Origin of the sequence: Geodermatophilus sp. DF01-2 (genome assembly GCF_004571065.1) — a bacterium.
In the GTDB taxonomy this organism is placed as follows: domain Bacteria; phylum Actinomycetota; class Actinomycetes; order Mycobacteriales; family Geodermatophilaceae; genus Geodermatophilus.
In genome coordinates, this window is sequence record NZ_SPQN01000040.1 from 21639 (window position 1) to 38408 (window position 16770).

Genomic DNA, 16770 nt, shown 5'->3' on the forward strand with positions numbered 1-16770 from the left:
GCGCTCGGGCGGGCGCACGGGCCCGGGCTCGGCGTCCCGCACCACGCACCCGCCCACGTGTCGATCCGGTGACCTTGCCGTGACCGGCGTTTTTCGGCACGGCCCCCGGGCACCCGGCCTCGGCGTCGACCTGGGCACGCCGGGTCGGTCGGAGCACTGTGCTGCCCGACGCCGATCTCCACCCGCCGGAGGCTCCGATGGACGTCCTGCAGACCCTTCTCCTCGGCCTGGTGGCCGGCGCGATCGCCACGGTGCTGTTCACCGCGGTGGAGTACGCGGAGATGGCGGTGACCCGACGTCCGACCAGTCTCGTGCCGGGGAAGGTCTTCGTCGCCATGACCGGCGGGAATCCGCAGACGGACACCGAGCGCGCCCGGAAGTGGAACCTCCCGACGCACCTCATGCACGGCACCGGCCTGGGGTTGGTCTTCGCGGCCCTGTCCCTGCTGGACCTGTCGGCCACGCTGACCACGGTGCTCTTCTACGTCGTGCTCCTCGGCGGCGACTGGCTGCTGTACAGCGCGCTCGGCGTCACCAAGCCCGCCGAGTGGAGCGGCGCCGACTGGGCCCGCGAGGTCGGTCTGAAGGCGGTCTTCGCCTTCCTCCTCGGCATCGCCTTCTACACGCTCATCGAGCTCTTCTGAGCCTCCCGCTCCGGTCGTGACCGGCGTCCGGCTCCGGGTCCGGACGCCGGCCGCCCCACGGTCGTGACCGGTGTGACGGGTGAACCCGTTCCACCGGTCACCGCCCCGCGTGTGCGGACCGCGCAGCCACGGGGCGCTCCTACACTCGGCCGGGTGGACACCGCCGTGACCGACCCCGTGGTCGGCCTCGTCCTCGAGGGGCGCTACCGCCTCGAGGAGCGCCTGGCCCGTGGCGGCATGTCCACCGTCTACGCCGCCACCGACCTGCGGCTGCACCGCACCGTCGCGGTCAAGCTCATGGCCGAGCACCTGGCGCACGACCCCGCCTTCGTCGGCCGGTTCACCCGCGAGGCGCGGGCCGCGGCGATGCTCAGCCATCCCAACGTCGTCTCGGTCAGCGACCAGGGCAGCGACCAGGGCCTGGTCTTCCTCGTCATGGAGCTCGTCCGCGGCCGCACGCTGCGCGACCTGCTGCAGGCCCGCGGCCGGCTCACCGTCGGTGAGGCCTTCGCCGTCCTCGAACCGGTGCTCTCCGGGCTCACCGCGGCCCACCGCGCCGGCATCGTGCACCGTGACATCAAGCCCGAGAACGTGCTCATCGGCGCCGACGGCGTGGTGAAGGTCGCCGACTTCGGTCTGGCCCGTGCTCTCACCGGCACCGGGCAGACCAGCCACACCGGCGGGGTGCTCATCGGCACGGTCGCCTACCTCTCCCCCGAGCAGCTCGAGCGCGGCAAGGCCGACGCCCGCAGCGACGTCTACGCCGCCGGGGTCGTGCTGTTCGAGATGCTCACCGGCCACCCGCCCTACGGGGGTGACACGCCGCTGGCGGTGGCCTACCAGCACGTGCACCACGACATGCCCACGCCCTCGGACGAGGTGCCGGGTCTGCCCTGGGAGGTCGACGAGCTGGTCGCGCGCACCACCCGCCGCGACCCCGCCGTCCGGCCGCTGGACGCCGGCGCGTTCCTCGCCGACCTCGAGGACGTGCGCAGCGACCTCGGCATCGAGCGGGTACCGGTGCCCACCGGGCGCAGCACCGCCGGCCCGGACACGCTGCGGCCGACCAACCGGCCCACGCGCCCGCGGCACCCCAGCGACCCGGTCAACCCGCGCACCGAGGTGCTCGGCGCCGGCGGCACCCGGCCCGGCCGCGGTGCGCGCACCTCGATGCTGCCGGGCACGGTCCCCGGTCCGACCACCGACGTCGGCGGACGGCGGCCCGCGCTCGAGCGGCCCCGGCCCGGCGTCCCCCAGCACATCCGCCGGCGCCGCGCCCGGCTCGCCGTCGCCCTCGTGCTGCTCACCGCGATCACCATCGGCGCGGTCGGTTGGTGGCTGGGCTCCGGGCGGTGGACGACGGTGCCGCAACTGGTCGGCAAGGAGCAGGCCGCCGCCATCGACCTGCTGCAGGAGGCGGGGTTGGACCCCGACTGCTGCGCGGAGCAGTTCAGCGAGGAGGTCGCCGCGGGCGTGGTCCTCGCCGCCGAGCCCGGGGGCGGCGAGGCGATCCGTGGCAGCGACGTCCGGCTGACCGTCTCCAAGGGCCCGGAGCGGTTCGAGGTCGACCCCGCGCTGGTCAGCCGGCCGCTGGACGAGGTGCGGGCCGCGCTCGCCGGCATCCCGGTCGTGCCCCGCGAGGTCCAGGACTACGACAACGACGTCCCGGTCGGCCACGTCACCGGCTTCGAGCCGGAGGCCGGCACCGCGCTCAAGCGCGACCAGGAGCTGGTCGTCTACGTCAGCCGCGGGCACGAGCCGGTCACCGTCCCCGCCGTCGTCGGGCTGTCGCCGGAGGAGGCGACGGCGAACCTGGAGGCCCTCGGCTTCACGGTCGAGCGCGCCGAGGGACGCAGCGCCGACGTCGACCCCGGCGAGGTCATGGCGGTCACCCCCGCCAGCGGCCAGCAGGCGCCCTACCGGAGCACGGTCACCCTCCAGGTGTCGGCCGGGCCGCCGCAGGTCACCGTGCCCGACGTGGTGGGCAAGAGCCAGGCGGAGGCGACCGCGCTGCTCGAGGCCGCCGGGCTGCAGGTGCGGGTGAGCCAGTTCTTCGGCGACCGGGTGTTCCGGCAGAGCCCGGCCGCCGGCGAGGTGGTCGAGATGGGCACCCCGGTGACCATCCTGGTGACGTTCGGACAGGACTGAGGACGCTGCGCACCGCTGCGGGCGAGCCGCCGATCGGCGCGCACATCCAGATCAAGGGCGGGCTGGCCACGGGCGGGCTGGCCTACACCGACGCCGTCGCCGCGCGGGCCGTGCAGGTCTTCGTCGGCAACCCGCGCGGCTGGAAGCTGTCCCCGGGCGACCCGGGGCAGGACGCTCGGTTCACCGCCGGCTGCGTCGAACGCGGGGTGCCCTCGTTCATCCACACGCCGTACCTGGTCAACGTCGGCTCCCCCACCGAGGCGACCGTCGAGCAGTCGATCGCGACCATCGCGCACAACCTCGCCCGCGGCGCCCAGCTCGGCTGCCAGGGCGTGGTCGTGCACGCGGGCTCCGCCGTCGGCGAGGACCGCTACGAGGACGCGCTGCGCCAGCTGCACGAGCGCCTGCTCCCCGTGCTGGAGGCCGCGCCGGACGACGGCCCGCGGCTGCTGGTCGAGCCGACCGCCGGCGGCGGGAGGTCGCTGGCCGCCACGGTCGAGGACCTCGGCCCGTACTTCGCCGCGCTCGAGCACCACCCGCGGCTCGGCGTCTGCTTCGACACCTGCCACGCCTGGGCGGCCGGCCACGAGCTGACCAGGCCCGGCGGGATGGCCGCGACCCTCGACGCGCTGGAGGCCACCGTCGGCCCGGGCCGGCTGGGCCTGGTGCACGCCAACGACTCCCTCGACGAGTGCGGCTCCAAGCGGGACCGGCACACCACCATCGGAAAGGGCTCCCTCGGCGTGGCACCGTTCGCGGAGCTGCTGGCCCACCCGGCGATGGCCGGCGTCCCGGTCGTCGTCGAGACGCCCAGCGAGGACGGCGGCGTCCCCTGGGCCGGCCACGCCCGCGACATCGCGCTGCTGGGCACGCTCCGGGACGTCGGTCTGCCCGGCGCCGACGCCGCCGCCTGACGCCTCGCCCCACCTCGGGCGCCGTCCCCAGCCCAGCCCCGGGCACCGGACGGCCCGCGGCGGAACTCGACGACCCCGTGACCCTTGGCACTGAGGTGAGGCTGGGCTAACTTAGGGGAACCTCTCACATCCTCGCCCCCTGGGAGCTGCCCGTGTTCGTCTGCATCTGCTTCGCGGTGAGCGAGGCCCGGCTGGCCGAGGTGATCGACGGGGGCGCGCGTACCGAGGAGGAGGTCGGCGACGCCTGCGCGGCCGGCACGGGCTGCGGCAGCTGCCTCGACCGCATCTGCGACCGGCTGCGCGCGGCCGACCCGCTGCACGGTCTGGAGCTCCGCGAGCCCGCCGCCTGAGCACAGGCTCACCTCAGCGAGGTCAGCCTCAGCAGGACCGGCCCTGCCGGCCGCCGCTAGCCTCGGCTCCAACCGAGTCCGAGGAGGAACGCCATGCAGGGTGACGCGCGAGTGATCGAGCTGCTCAACGAGCAGCTGACCAGCGAGCTGACCGCCATCAACCAGTACTTCCTGCACGCGAAGATGCAGGAGAACTGGGGCTACAACAAGCTGGCCGCCTACACCCGCAAGGAGTCCATCGAGGAGATGATCCACGCGGAGCGGCTCACCGACCGCATCCTCTTCCTCGAGGGCCTGCCCAACTACCAGAAGCTCCTGCCGCTGCGGATCGGGCAGACGGTCCGTGAGCAGTTCGAGTCCGACATGGCCATCGAGGTCGAGGTCGTCGCCCGGCTGCGCGAGGCGATCCCCTACTGCGAGTCGGTCGGCGACCGCACCAGCAAGAACCTCTTCGAGGAGATCCTCGCCGACGAGGAGCACCACATCGACTACCTCGAGACCCAGCTGCACCTGCTCGACACCCTCGGGGAGCAGCTGTACCTGGCCGGGCAGATCGAGCACCCGACCACCGGCGCCACCTGATCCGTCGTCCTACCGGACGGCACCGCTGCCACGTGCCGTCCCCCAGCTGCGCTGAGCCGCTGCCCGTGTCCCCGTCGGGAGGCCTCCGGCCTCCGCGACGGGTCCACGCGGACCGCACGGCGCAGGTGCGCGACGGGCCCGCACCCCTCGGGTGCGGGCCCGTGGTCATCGGCCCAGCAGCTCCGCCAGGACGTCGGCGGCGCGTTCGGTGGCCGTCCGGTCGACGCCCAGGTTGGTGACCAGCCGCAGCCGGTGCGCGCTGGTCTGGCTGACCAGGACGCCCTGCGCCTTGGCGGCCTCGGCGACGACCGGCGCCGGGACGTCGTCCAGCCGGACCAGGTTGGTCTCGACGCTCGCCGGGTCGAGCCCCAGCCGCTTGGCCAGCAGCTGCGCGTGCTCGTGGTCCTCGGCCAGCCGGTCGAGGTGGTGGTCCAGCGCGTACAGCCCCGCCGCGGCCAGCACCCCGGCCTGGCGCATGCCGCCGCCGAGCCGCTTGCGCCACAGCCGGGCCGCGGCGATCCGCTCGGCCGAGGCGACCACGACCGAGCCGACCGGCGCGCCCAGCCCCTTGGACAGGCAGACCGAGGCGGTGTCGGCCAGCCGGCCGTAGGTCGCCAGGTCCACCCCGGTGGCGACCGAGGCGTTCCAGATCCGCGCGCCGTCGAGGTGCACGTCGACGCCGGCCTGTCGCGACCACTCCCAGAGCGCCTGCAGCTGGTCGAGCGGCTGCACCAGGCCGCCGCCGCGGTTGTGCGTGTTCTCCACCGCCACCGCCGCCGTCGCGGTGAGGTGCCAGTTCCCGTGCGGGCGGACCTGGTCGATCAGCTGCGCCGCGTCGAGCCGGCCAGTCTCCTGCCCACCCCACCGCCCCCGACCGGACGACACCACGGTGCGGGTGGAGATGCCGAACAGCACCGCCGCCGCGCCCATCTCGTAGGTGACGATGTGCGCCTCGGAGTCGCAGAGCACCTCCTGGCCCGGCTCGCAGACCAGGCGCAGGCCGATCTGGTTGCCCATGGTCCCCGACGGCACGAACAGCCCGGCCTCGTGCCCGAACATCCCGGCGACCCGCTCCTCGAGGGCGCGGATCGTCGGGTCCTCTCGGTAGACGTCGTCGCCGACCTCCGCCTCGGCCATCGCCCGGCGCATGCCGGACGTCGGCCGGGTGACGGTGTCGGACCGGAGGTCGATCAGCTCACCCACGGAGCATCTCCGCCACGAGGAAGGCCAGCTCCAGCGACTGCCCGGTGTTCAGCCGCGGGTCGCAGGCGGTCTCGTACCGGCTGTTGAGGTCCTCGTCGCTGATCTCCATCGCGCCGCCGAGGCACTCGGTGACGTCCTCGCCGGTGAGCTCGACGTGGATGCCGCCGGGCCAGGTGCCCAGCGCCCGGTGGACGTCGAAGAAGCCGAGCACCTCGTCGACCACCCGGTCGAAGTGCCGGGTCTTGTAGCCGGTCGACGACTCGTGGGTGTTGCCGTGCATCGGGTCGCACTGCCACACGACTTGGTGGCCGCTGGCGGTGACCTTCTCCACGATCGCCGGCAGGACGTCGCGGATCCTTCCGTTGCCCATCCGGCTGATCAGGGTCAGCCGGCCCGGGACACCCTCCGGGTCGAGCCGCTCGACGAGCTCCACCGCCTGCTCGGGTGTCGTCGTCGGGCCGATCTTGACGCCGATCGGGTTGGCGATGCGCGACATGAAGTCGACGTGCGCGCCGTCGAGCTGGCGGGTGCGCTCCCCGATCCACACGAAGTGCGCCGACGAGGCGTAGGCCCGGCCCTCGTGCACCCGCAGCAGGGCCCGCTCGTAGTCGAGGATCAGCCCCTCGTGGCTGTTGTAGAGCTCGACGCCGCGCAGCGCGGTGTCGTCGACACCGCAGGCCTTCATGAACGCCAGCGCCCTGTCGATCTCGCGGGCGATCACCTCGTAGCGCACGCCCGCCGGGGAGCTGGCCACGAAGTCCTTGTTCCAGTCGTGCACCGCGTGCAGGTCGGCCAGCCCGCCGCGGGCGTAGGCGCGGATCATGTTCATCGCGGCCGCGGAGTTGGCGTAGGCGCGCAGCAGCCGGCTCGGGTCCGGTATGCGCTGCTCCAGCACCGGCTCCAGGGAGTTGACCATGTCGCCGCGGTAGGAGGGCAGGCCCAGAGCGTCGGTGTTCGACGACCGCGGCTTGGCGTACTGCCCGGCCACCCGCCCCACCTTCACCACGGGCACGCTGGCGCCGTAGGTCAGGACGACGGCCATCTGCAGCAGCGTGCGCGTGGTGCTCTGCAGGTGCGCGTCGGTGTTGAGGTCGAACGTCTCGGCGCAGTCGCCGCCCTGCAGGAGGAAGGCCCGTCCCCGGGCGACCTCGGCCAGCCGCCCGCGCAGCTCGTCGACCTCGCTGGGCGCCACGATCGGCGGCACCGAGGACAGGGTGGAGAGGACGGCGTCCAGCGCGGCGCGGTCGGGCCATTCCGGCTGCTGGGCGGCGGTCAGCTCCCGCCACCGGTCCAGATCGGGGACCAGCTCGGCGGCGTCGGGAAGGGTCACGCCTCCAGAGGGTACCGGCGGCGCGTGGGGCCCCCGCCTAGCCGAAGAAGACCTCGACCTCGGCGTAGCGCTCGACGGGGACGAGCTTCAGCTGCGCGGTCGCCCGGGCCAGCGGCACGCGCACGATGTCGGTGCCGTGCAGCGCGACCATGACCCCCGACTCGCCGTCGTGCACGGCCTCCACGGCGGCCAGCCCGAACCGGGTCGCGAGCACCCGGTCGAACGGGGACGGGGTACCGCCGCGCTGGATGTGCCCGAGCACCACCGCGCGGGCCTCCCGGCCGGTGCGCTCCTCGACCAGCGAGGCCAGCGCGGTGCCGATGCCGCCCAGCCGCACGTGCCCGAAGGCGTCCCGCTCCCCCGTCGCGAGGACCAGGTCGCCGTCCTTGGGCTTGGCGCCCTCGGAGACCACCACGATCGGCGAGAAGCCGGAGTCGAACCGGTGCTGGCAGTGGGCGACGACGGCGTCGACGTCGAAGGGCTGCTCCGGGATGAGGACGACGGTGGCGCCGCCGGCCATCCCGGCGTGCAGCGCGATCCACCCCGCGTGCCGGCCCATCACCTCGACGACGAGCGCGCGGTGGTGGCTGTCGCCGGTGGTGTGCAGCCGGTCGATGGCCTCGGTGGCCACGCCGAGGGCGGTGTCGAAGCCGAAGGTGTAGTCGGTGGCGTCGAGGTCGTTGTCGATGGTCTTGGGGACGCCGACGACCCGCACGCCGGCCTCGGCGAGCTTGGTGGCCACCCCGAGGGTGTCCTCGCCGCCGATCGGGATGAGCGCGTCGATGCCGAGCCGCTCCAGGGTGGCCAGCACGCGGTCGGCACCGCCCTCCAGCGCGTAGGGGTTGGTCCGCGAGGTGCCGAGCACGGTGCCGCCGCGGGGCAGGATGCCGCGGACCGCGGCCAGGTCCATCGGCACGGTGTCGGCGTCGAGCACCCCGCGCCAGCCGTCCCGGAAGCCGACCACCTCGTCGCCGTTCTGGACGCTCTTGCGCACGACCGCCCGGATGACGGCGTTGAGGCCGGGGCAGTCGCCGCCGCCGGTGAGGATGCCGATGCGCATGGATGCCGTCCTCCGGGAAGGGTGGGCCGCTGCCGGTCGTTGGCGGTCGCCATGATGCCGCAGGTCGGGGCCGAGCGACTGGTCGGGATCACAGGTGCGAGCGGGAGCCTCGGCCGCCGCGTCGTCGACCGGCTCGCCGGCCGGCCGGGGGTCCGGCTGCGGCTGGTGGTGCGTGACCCCCTTCGCGCCCCGCGGGTCCCCGGGGCCGAGGTGACCGCGGCCCCGGGCGGCCACGCCGACGGCCCGGGCCTCACCGCCGCCCTCGACGGGTGCACACGCTCCACCTGGTGTCGGCCGCCGAGTCCGCCGACCGGCTGCAGCAGCACCTGACCGCCGCGGCCGCCGCGGCCGGCGTGCGGCGCGTCGTCCCTAGAAGGACCCTTTCCCCCACGCCTCGTAACAGGACCCCGTCCTCCGCACCGCTCGCAGGCTCGCGGCGAGCCTCTGGACGGGGCCGGCGGGACCCTGAAGGGTGGCCATTGCACGCCGCCACCGGGGTCCGTGCCACGGTCCTGCGGCACGGCCTGTACGCCGACTGGGAGGTCGAAGGCTGGGTCGGCAGCTACCGGGCGATCACCGGAGGCGAGATGGCCGCGGGCACCGACGTCGTCCCCAGGCTCACCGGGCTCCCGGCGCGGACGGTCGCCCAGCACCTGCGTGCGCACCCGGAGGACTGGGCCCACCTGCGCGGCTGAACCCGGGGCGGCTGCGCCGCACGGGGCGATTGGGGTGCCCAACCCGGCATGGCGCCGTTCCGGTTCACCCCCGGCCACGCCCTGCCGATGTGCGTCCCGACGGCCGATGGGAACCGTCCGGACGAACGGAGGACCCGCCATGCGCTGGGACATCAGGACCAAGGTGGTGGCACTGGCCGCTGCCAGCGTAGCGGCGACCGGGATCGCGCTGGCCGGTGTGAGCGCCTGGCAGAGCGGTCGCTTCGCCGACGCGGCCCGCACCGACGTCGAGGCCCTGGTCGCCGCGGACATCTCCCGGACCGCTCACGGTGTCCACGACGTGGTCGCCACCCAGGGAGCCTCGATCTCGGCCAAGGTGGACGCCGACCTCGCGGCCGCACGCTACGTCCTGGCCGAGTCGGGCGGCTTCCGCGTCGCCGGGTCCCGAGAGGGCTTGGTCCGCTGGGAGGCCGAGAACCAGTTCTCGGGTGAGGTGACGTCGCTGGAGCTGCCTCGAGCGCTCGTCGGCGGGACCTGGTTCGGGCAGAACCCCGACCTGTCGGTGCCCACTCCGGTGGTCGACCAGATCAAGTCCATGGTCGGGGCGACCGTGACCATCTTCCAGCGCACCGGCCCGGCGGGGGACATGCTCCGGGTGGCGACCAACGTGGAGAGCGCCGCCGGGGCCCGCGCCATCGGCACCTACATCCCTGCCATCAACCCCGACGGCGCGCCCAACCCGGTGCTCGCCCAGGTGCTCGCCGGCCAGACCTACCGGGGTAACGCCTTCGTCGTCGACTCCTGGTACGTCTCGGCCTACGACCCGATCGTGGACGCGTCCGGCGAGGTGGTCGGCATCCTCTACGTCGGCGTGAAGCAGCAGAGCCAACCGGCCCTGCGCCGGAGCCTCGAGCAGACCGCGGTGGGTGACAACGGCTACGTGGAGGTGCTCGGCGGCACAGGTGGCCAGCGCGGCACGGTACTGGTGAGCCCGGGCGGCGCGCGCGACGGCGAGTCGCTCATCGACGCCACGGACCAGAACGGCGCCGCGTACGTGCAGCAGATCGTCGACGCCGCGGTCGACCTGGAGCCAGGAGAGCAGGCCACCGTCCGCTACGTCGACCCCGACGCCGGCCCGACGACCGTGCAGGTCATGTACTACGCGCCCTGGGACTGGGTCATCACCACCGTCGCCCGCGACGGCGACTTCGCCGGCCCGGTGGAGCAACTGGCCGAGGGACGCTCGGCGATGCTCACCGCCATCGTGGTCGCCGTCCTGCTCGTCGGCGTGGCCGGTGGCGGCGTCGCGTGGCTGGTCGGCCGGCGGCTGACCGCCCCGCTGGAGCGGCTCCGGGCGCGGATGGCCGAGATCGCCGACGGCGAGGGCGACCTGACCCAGCGGATGGACGAGTCGGGCCGGGACGAGGTGGGCGACCTGTCGCGAGCCTTCAACCGCTTCGTCGACAAGGTGTCCGCCACCATCCGCGACGTCGGCGAGTGCGCGCGCACGCTGGCGACCTCCGCCGGCAACGTGGCGACGGTGGCCGACGCCCTCGCCGAGCGGGCCGCCCGCAGCCGCGACCAGGCGCGCAGCGCGCAGGAGGCGGCCGGCGACATCAGCGCGGGCGTGACCTCGGCGGCGGCCGGCGCCGAGCAGATGGGCGCCTCGATCTCCGAGATCGCCCGCAGCGCCAGCGAGGCAGCCCGCGTGGGGCGCAGCGCCGCAGACCTCGCCCGTTCGACCGAGACCACCGTGGCCACTCTCGGCGCCAGCTCGGCCGAGATCGGCGACGTCGTCAAGGTGATCGCCGCCGTGGCCGAGCAGACCAACCTGCTGGCCCTGAACGCGACCATCGAGGCGGCGCGGGCCGGCGAGGCCGGAAAGGGCTTCGCCGTCGTGGCCAACGAGGTCAAGGAGCTGGCCCAGGAGGCCTCCCGGGCCAGCGAGGAGATCGCCCAGCGGGTCCACGGCATACAGGCCGACACGTCCGCGGCGGTGGGCTCCATCGCCCGGATCGCCGAGGTCGTGCGCGACATGAACGACCACCAGACCACGATCGCCAGCGCGGTCGAGGAGCAGACCGCGGTCACCAACGAGCTCACCCGCAGCGTGGGCGCCGCGGCGGACGGGGCCAACGCGTTCACCGGTACGCTCACCGCGGTCAGCGCGGACGCCGAGCGCAGCGCGGAGGACGTGGAGACCGCCCGCACCGCGGCCCGTGAGCTGGACCGGCTCTCGAACGAGCTGACCCGCCTGCTCGGGGCCTTCACCGTGTGAGGACCCCCTGCCCCCTCACGAGCCCTGCGGCGGCCCCGTCCCGGGCCCCGCCCCGAGCTTGCGAGGGGTGGAGCAAGGACCCCTTGCCCCCCACCGCTCACGAGCTCGCGGCGGGACCCTGCAAGGGAGCCGGGTCCTTCGTCAGCGACGGGCGCCCTCCATCGCCCGCCAGCGGGCCAGGTTGTAGCGGGCGTCGACCAGCGCGTCGTGCGTGCCGTCCGGCTTCGGTGGCAGTGGCGGACGGCCGAGGTCGTCCCAGCGCTGCCGCAGCTCCCGGGTGAACCGCGGGACGGGCCGGGGCAGTGCCGGCATCGCCCCCCACAGCTGGCACAGCGCCACGTGGTCGTAGGCGGCGAACCAGGCCCACAACTCGATCTCCTCGCCGGGGCCGGTCAGGAACGCCAGCAGGTCGTCGCGGATCCGCTGCCGGCTGCGCCACGCCCCGTCGGCCGGGGGCGGCAGCTGGTCGAGCACGTTGCGCCGCACCCAGGGGATCGCCCGGCGCTCGTCGAACTCGGTGCTGACCGCGTAGAACTCGCGCCCGGTCTCGTCCACGACCCCGATCGAGACGAGGTCGATGGTGGTGCCGTCCTCGATGAACTCGGTGTCGTAGAAGAACCGCCGCACGCTCTCACGGTAGGCGCCGCCACCGGCGTCCTCCCCGGCCGCGGTGCTGGCCGGACCACCCCCGGCTAGCGTGATCCTCCATGCCGGTGCTGGCGATCGATGCGGGGACGACCGGGGTGACCGCGCTGGTCGTGGGCGAGGACGGCACGGTCCTCGCCCGCGGCTACCGTGAGTTCGCGCAGCTGTTCCCCCGCCCGGGGTGGGTCGAGCACGAGCCCGAGGACATCTGGACGGCGACCCTCGCCGCGTGCCGGCAGGCGCTGGCCGGCACCGACGAGCAGCCGACGTGCGTGGGGATCACCGACCAGCGGGAGACCGCCGTCGTGTGGGACCGGCGCACCGGTCGCGCGCCGCGGCCGGCGATCGTCTGGCAGGACCGGCGCACCAGCGGCATCTGCGACCGGCTGCGCGAGGCCGGGCACGAGGAGCGGGTGACCGTGCTCACCGGGCTGCGGCTGGACCCGTACTTCACCGGCACCAAGTACTGCTGGCTGGCCGCCGAGGAGCCGCAGCTGTGGGCGGGTGTGCGCGGCGGCGAGCTGGCGCTGGGCACGGTCGACTCGTTCGTCGTCTCGCGGCTGACCGGCGGCGCCGTGCACGTCACCGACCCGAGCAACGCCAGCCGGACCCTGCTCTACGACCTCGAGCAGGGCGGCTGGTCCGACGAGCTGTGCGAGCTGTTCGAGGTCCCCCGCGCGGCGCTGCCGGAGGTGGCGCCCAGCTCCGGCGTCGTCGGCACCACCGACCCCGAGGCCTTCCTCGGCCTGTCGCTGCCGGTGGCCGGCATCGCGGGCGACCAGCAGTCCGCGCTGTTCGGCCAGGCCTGCTACTCCGCCGGGATGAGCAAGTGCACCTACGGGACCGGGTCGTTCGTGCTGACCAACACCGGGGTGACGCCGGTGCGGTCCGGCGCCGGGCTGCTCACCACCGTCGCCTGGGACCTCGGCGGCGGGCTGGTCTACGCGCTCGAGGGGTCGATCTTCGTGACCGGCGCCGCCGTGCAGTGGCTGCGCGACGGGCTCGGGCTCATCGACTCGGCCGCCGAGATCGAGGGGCTGGCCCGCACCGTGCCCGACTCCGGCGACGTCGTCTTCGTGCCGGCGCTCACCGGCCTGGGCGCCCCGCACTGGGACCCGCACGCCCGCGGCGCAGTCCTCGGCATCACCCGCGGGACGACCCGCGCGCACCTGGCCCGGGCCACGCTCGAGGCGATCGCCTTCGAGGTGCGCGACGTCGTCGACGTCATGGTCTCCGAGGCCGGGCTGGACGTGCCGGAGCTGTCCGCGGACGGCGGCGCCAGCGCCAACGACCTGCTCCTGCAGCTGCAGGCCGACCAGCTCGGCGTCCCGGTTCGCCGGCCGGTGGTCACCGAGACCACCGCCCTCGGCGCGGCGTTCCTCGCCGGCCTCGGCACCGGGGTCTGGGCCGGCTGCGACGAGCTGGCCGCGACCTGGACCCTGGACCGCCGGTTCGAGCCCGAGGCCGGACGCCGGGACGACGGCCGGCACGACCGCTGGCGCACCGCCGTGGCTCGCGCCGGGGGCTGGGCCTCGTGACCGGGCTCGCGAGGTCACGAACCAGTGGAGCAGCCCGGGCCACGGGGCCGACGAGCGCCGGCGGGGAGGCACCGTGAGCCCGCCGCACCCCGACCTGCCGACCAGCATCCGCAACGAAGACCTCGTCGACTTCCTCCTCACCCGCTTCGACGAGGACGAGGAGGCCGCGCGCTTCGTCGCGCTCAGCCCGTCGCGGTCCGACGCCTCGCTGTTGGCGCACGTGCTGCGCGACGTCCAGGCCAAGCGGCAACTGGTCCGCTACTTCCGCGACCTGGAGCGGCTGGGGCCGCGGGGCGCCACCATGGAGCACGCGCTACGGCTGATCGGGCAGACCTACGCCGATCATCCGCACTACCGCGAGGAGTGGCGCGCCTGAAAGAGGAGAAGGATTGTCCTCCCCACCCCTCGCAGGCTCGGGGCGGTGCCCGGGACGGGGCCGCGGCGGGACCCTGCGGAGGGCTTCTTCAGCCGGCGAGGGTGTCGGGCAGCCGGTCGCCGGCCTCGTCGGCGGGCGGCTGCATCCGGCTGACGACCTCCGAGGCGCTGGCCCCGGTCGCGTCCATCGACTTCTTCACCCGGGCGCCGTAGACGTCGACGTACTCCTGGGCCGAGAGGGTCATGATCTCGTACATGATCTCGTCGGTGATGGAGCGCTCGACGAACCGGTCGCCGGCCAGGCCCTCGTAGCGGGAGAAGTCCAGCGGCGCACCGAATCGCACGCACACCTCGGGCAGGTTCCAGCCGACGAGCGGGACCCGCCGCGGCCGGTAGGTCATCGCGACGGGCACCACCGGGACGCCGGTCTCCAGTGCCATCCGGGCCACGCCGGTCTTGCCGCGGAACAGCCGGCCGTCGGGCGACCGGGTGCCCTCCGGGTAGATGCCCAGCAGCCGGCCCCCGCGCAGGATGCGCAGCCCGGTGCGGATGGCGTTCTCGGCGGCGGAGGCGTTGGTCCGGTCGATCGGCACCTGGCCGGCGCCGGTGAAGAAGGCCCGCTGCAGGAAGCCCTTCACGCCCTTCCCGGTGAAGTACTCGGCCTTGGCCAGGAAGGTGACCCGCCGGCGCAGCGACAGCGGCATGAAGATCCAGTCGGCCGCCGACAGGTGGTTGCTCGCGAGGATGGCCGCCCCCGTGCGAGGCGCGTTGTCCACGCCCTCGACCTGTGGCCGGAACACCAGCTTCACGACCGGGCCGATCGCCACGAACTTGAGGAACCAGTAGAACAACATGCCTCCCTCTGGGGCTGCCAGACTAAGGAGCCCGGAGGCATCAGGACAATCGGCCTCCCCGAGCACCCGTTCTGCGCCGGCTGCGTCGCCGGACGTCGAGGAGGACACGTGCCGATCCCCGACCCTGTGCCCGGTACCGGGCAGCCCGCCTCGCCCGGCACGGGGACCGGGTCCCTGCCCGTCGAGGCGCAGGCGTGAGCGGCCGCGGCCGACGCGACAACGGCCTCGACGCCACCCTCTGGGCGCCGCTGCGCGACGTCGACCCGCGGGTCGGCGAGCACCTGCTCGACGTGCTCCGCGACGCCGGGGTGGCCGCCTATCTGGAGCCCTCGGCCGACGTCGAGCCCTACACCCGGAGCGTCTCGCTGCCGAGCCCGCCGACCGACCGGCTCTTCGTCGACCGCGCCCGCACCCGGGAGGCCCGCGCCCTCGTCGAGCAGCACGTCGACGAGCACCTGCAGGAGCGCACCCGCGCCCCGCGGACCGTCCGGCGGGACGTCGACGAGGACGCCGAGTGGGCGCGCATCGTCGCCGCCTTCGAGGCCGAGCACGGGCGCACCGTCGTCGGCGAGGGCCCCGCCGACCTCGCGCGGCCGGCACCGGCCGAGCCGGAGGTGCTCGACCGCCCCGAGGAGCACTACGAGCCGCCGCCGGCCCCACCGGTGCCGGCGCCGGCACCCGCCTCGCTGTACGCGGTCCTGCTCATCGCCGCGGGTGCGGTCCTGGTCGCGGCACCCCGGGTGCTCGGGCTCTCCGCCGACCTCGGGCTGGCGCTCGGCGTGGCCGCCATCGCCGGTGGGTTCGGGGTGCTGGTGTCGCGGATGCGCGAGCGCTCCACCGACGACGGCGACGACGGCGCCGTCGTCTGAACCGGAGGCCCACGGGTCGCACCGACGACGGCCGCACCGACCGGTCACCTCGTGGACACCGGCGTCCCACCTGAGCGGAGTCGCTGGAGCGCGAAAACCGCTCCCCAGCGACTCCGCTACGCCTGGCCCTCGACGACGGCGCGGCGGGCCAGGTCCGCGGCGCCCACCAGCCCGGCCTGCACGCCCAGCCGGGCGGCGACCACCCGCGGGCCGGGGCGGAAGCCCCGACCGGGCAGCGCCCGCTCCAGCCGCTCGCGCGCCGGACGGAGCACCATCTCGCCGAGCATGCTCACGCCGCCGCCGATGACGACGACCTCGGGGTCGAGGACGGCGGCGAGGTCGGCGATCCCCTGCCCGAGCCACGAGCCCACCTCGGCGAGCAGCTCCAGCGCCAGCGGATCGCCCTCGGCGGCGGCGGTCGCGACGTGCTCGCCGGTGAGCCGGTCGGGGTCTCCGTCGACCCGCTCGAGCAGGAGCGCAGCGGCCGCCGGCGAGCTCCGGGCCACCTCCCGCGCGGTCTGACCGAGCGCGGTACCGCTGGCGTACTGCTCCCAGCAGCCGCGGTTGCCGCACGCGCACAGCCGCCCGTCCGGGACCACGCGCATGTGCCCCCACTCCCCCGCGACGCCGTGCGAGCCGCGCTGCAGCCGGCCGTCCATGACGATCCCACCGCCGATGCCGGTGCCGAGGGTGATCGTCAGCGCGAGGTCGGCCCCGCGTGCGGCGCCGTAGCGGTACTCGGCCCAGGCGGCGGCGTCGGCGTCGTTGCCCACCCACATCGGCCGCTGCAGCCGCGCCGCGAGGTCCTTGCGCAGGGTCGAGTGCCGCCAGGCCAGGTGTGGGCTGAACAGCACGGTGTCGCCGGTGCGGTCGAACCAGCCGGCCGCGCCCACGCCGACGCCGACCAACGGGCCGCCGTGCCCGCGGGCCAGCACCTCGACCACCGCGGCGATCGCGTCCTCGGTCTCCACCACCGACGACCCGGGGGTCGCCCGGCGCGCGGTCGCCAGCACCGTGCCGTCCGGGGCGACGACGCCACCGGCCACCTTCGTGCCCCCGATGTCGATGCCCAGTGCCGGCAGGTCGGCGGCTCCGGTCGGGGCGGCCACTCAGGCGATCTCGATGTGCTGGACCGGCGCCGCCGGGCGGACGCGCACCGGGGGCTCCTCCTCCGCCGCCTCGTCGGAGACCGCGCTGCCCCGGCTGATCGCCAAGATGGAGCACGCCGGCGTGAGCCAGCCGGTCGCGGGCATCGTCGTCCCGACCGGGTACTCGTTCAACCTCGACGGCACCGCCATCTACCTGA

At 74.5% G+C, this 16770-nt stretch carries 17 protein-coding genes; 11 read left to right on the forward strand and 6 right to left on the reverse strand.

Annotation, left to right across the window (positions count from 1 at the left end; genetic code table 11):
- Positions 1-197 precede the first annotated feature (197 nt).
- From E4P41_RS12040 to bfr, 5 genes are all read left to right on the forward strand, one after another.
- Positions 198-644, forward strand: coding sequence for a hypothetical protein (locus E4P41_RS12040; RefSeq protein ID WP_135141496.1), 447 nt, complete (start codon positions 198-200; stop codon positions 642-644).
- Positions 645-797: 153 nt separating this feature from the next.
- A complete protein-coding gene (gene pknB / locus E4P41_RS12045) occupies positions 798-2792 on the forward strand; it encodes a Stk1 family PASTA domain-containing Ser/Thr kinase (protein ID WP_167761051.1) in 1995 nt (664 codons plus the stop codon).
- A gap of 44 nt (positions 2793-2836) precedes the next feature.
- Positions 2837-3706: a deoxyribonuclease IV gene (locus E4P41_RS12050; protein ID WP_280660338.1), complete on the forward strand. Its 870-nt coding sequence runs from the start codon at positions 2837-2839 to the stop codon at positions 3704-3706.
- Positions 3707-3858: 152 nt separating this feature from the next.
- Entirely contained in the window at positions 3859-4056 is a 198-nt protein-coding gene (locus tag E4P41_RS12055; protein WP_135141497.1) for a (2Fe-2S)-binding protein, read from the forward strand.
- A gap of 93 nt (positions 4057-4149) precedes the next feature.
- Positions 4150-4638, forward strand: coding sequence for a bacterioferritin (bfr, locus tag E4P41_RS12060; protein WP_135141498.1), 489 nt, complete (start codon positions 4150-4152; stop codon positions 4636-4638).
- Between the two features lie 165 nt (positions 4639-4803).
- On the opposite strand, the gene E4P41_RS12065 is transcribed toward bfr, so the two are convergent.
- The 3 genes from E4P41_RS12065 to E4P41_RS12075 form a co-directional block, all read right to left on the reverse strand.
- The gene (locus tag E4P41_RS12065) at positions 4804-5841 is read right to left on the reverse strand and encodes a GntG family PLP-dependent aldolase (protein ID WP_209307677.1); all 1038 of its coding nucleotides are present in this window, start codon (positions 5839-5841) and stop codon (positions 4804-4806) included.
- Complete coding sequence (locus E4P41_RS12070; protein WP_348536486.1) at positions 5834-7147, reverse strand: 3-deoxy-7-phosphoheptulonate synthase class II; 1314 nt, start codon at positions 7145-7147, stop codon at positions 5834-5836. Before E4P41_RS12070 ends, E4P41_RS12065 begins: the two co-directional genes overlap by 8 nt.
- A 61-nt stretch (positions 7148-7208) precedes the next feature.
- On the reverse strand, positions 7209-8231 hold the full coding sequence (locus E4P41_RS12075) for an ATP-dependent 6-phosphofructokinase (protein ID WP_135141500.1): 1023 nt from the start codon (positions 8229-8231) through the stop codon (positions 7209-7211).
- A gap of 479 nt (positions 8232-8710) precedes the next feature.
- On the opposite strand from E4P41_RS12075, the gene E4P41_RS12080 reads away from it, so the two are divergent.
- Positions 8711-8926 (forward strand): hypothetical protein, encoded by a 216-nt coding sequence (locus tag E4P41_RS12080; protein WP_135141501.1) that lies wholly within the window; start codon positions 8711-8713, stop codon positions 8924-8926.
- 139 nt (positions 8927-9065) lie between these two features.
- The gene (locus tag E4P41_RS12085) at positions 9066-11183 is read left to right on the forward strand and encodes a methyl-accepting chemotaxis protein (protein ID WP_135141502.1); all 2118 of its coding nucleotides are present in this window, start codon (positions 9066-9068) and stop codon (positions 11181-11183) included.
- 141 nt (positions 11184-11324) lie between these two features.
- Here E4P41_RS12085 and E4P41_RS12090 read toward each other — a convergent pair whose 3' ends face one another.
- A complete protein-coding gene (locus E4P41_RS12090; protein ID WP_135141503.1) occupies positions 11325-11810 on the reverse strand; it encodes a polyadenylate-specific 3'-exoribonuclease AS in 486 nt (161 codons plus the stop codon).
- Positions 11811-11890: 80 nt separating this feature from the next.
- Here E4P41_RS12090 and glpK point away from each other — a divergent pair, with 80 nt between their 5' ends.
- Positions 11891-13366: a glycerol kinase GlpK gene (gene glpK, locus E4P41_RS12095; protein ID WP_135141504.1), complete on the forward strand. Its 1476-nt coding sequence runs from the start codon at positions 11891-11893 to the stop codon at positions 13364-13366.
- 73 nt (positions 13367-13439) lie between these two features.
- The gene (locus E4P41_RS12100; RefSeq protein ID WP_135141505.1) at positions 13440-13742 is read left to right on the forward strand and encodes a DUF6221 family protein; all 303 of its coding nucleotides are present in this window, start codon (positions 13440-13442) and stop codon (positions 13740-13742) included.
- An 88-nt stretch (positions 13743-13830) separates the two neighbouring features.
- On the opposite strand, the gene E4P41_RS12105 is transcribed toward E4P41_RS12100, so the two are convergent.
- Positions 13831-14595, reverse strand: coding sequence for a lysophospholipid acyltransferase family protein (locus E4P41_RS12105; RefSeq protein WP_209307678.1), 765 nt, complete (start codon positions 14593-14595; stop codon positions 13831-13833).
- 194 nt (positions 14596-14789) lie between these two features.
- Between E4P41_RS12105 and E4P41_RS12110 the strand changes: the two genes are divergently transcribed.
- A complete protein-coding gene (locus E4P41_RS12110; protein WP_135141506.1) occupies positions 14790-15464 on the forward strand; it encodes a hypothetical protein in 675 nt (224 codons plus the stop codon).
- 116 nt (positions 15465-15580) lie between these two features.
- On the opposite strand, the gene E4P41_RS12115 is transcribed toward E4P41_RS12110, so the two are convergent.
- Positions 15581-16573, reverse strand: coding sequence for an ROK family glucokinase (locus E4P41_RS12115; RefSeq protein ID WP_135141507.1), 993 nt, complete (start codon positions 16571-16573; stop codon positions 15581-15583).
- Positions 16574-16586: 13 nt separating this feature from the next.
- Between E4P41_RS12115 and E4P41_RS12120 the strand changes: the two genes are divergently transcribed.
- Positions 16587-16770, forward strand: a 184-nt coding sequence (locus E4P41_RS12120; protein ID WP_280660337.1) for a cation:dicarboxylase symporter family transporter, incomplete at its 3' end; no start/stop codon positions are given.

Excerpts from the sequence above, each read along its gene's own strand:
- glpK (WP_135141504.1), top strand. The coding sequence starts at position 11,891 with ATGCCGGTGCTGGCGATCGATGCGGGGACGACCGGGGTGACCGCGCTG.
- E4P41_RS12075 (WP_135141500.1), bottom strand. The coding sequence starts at position 8,231 with ATGCGCATCGGCATCCTCACCGGCGGCGGCGACTGCCCCGGCCTCAAC.
- E4P41_RS12040 (WP_135141496.1), top strand. The coding sequence starts at position 198 with ATGGACGTCCTGCAGACCCTTCTCCTCGGCCTGGTGGCCGGCGCGATC.
- bfr (WP_135141498.1), top strand. The coding sequence starts at position 4,150 with ATGCAGGGTGACGCGCGAGTGATCGAGCTGCTCAACGAGCAGCTGACC.
- E4P41_RS12085 (WP_135141502.1), top strand. The coding sequence starts at position 9,066 with ATGCGCTGGGACATCAGGACCAAGGTGGTGGCACTGGCCGCTGCCAGC.
- E4P41_RS12105 (WP_209307678.1), bottom strand. The coding sequence starts at position 14,595 with ATGTTGTTCTACTGGTTCCTCAAGTTCGTGGCGATCGGCCCGGTCGTG.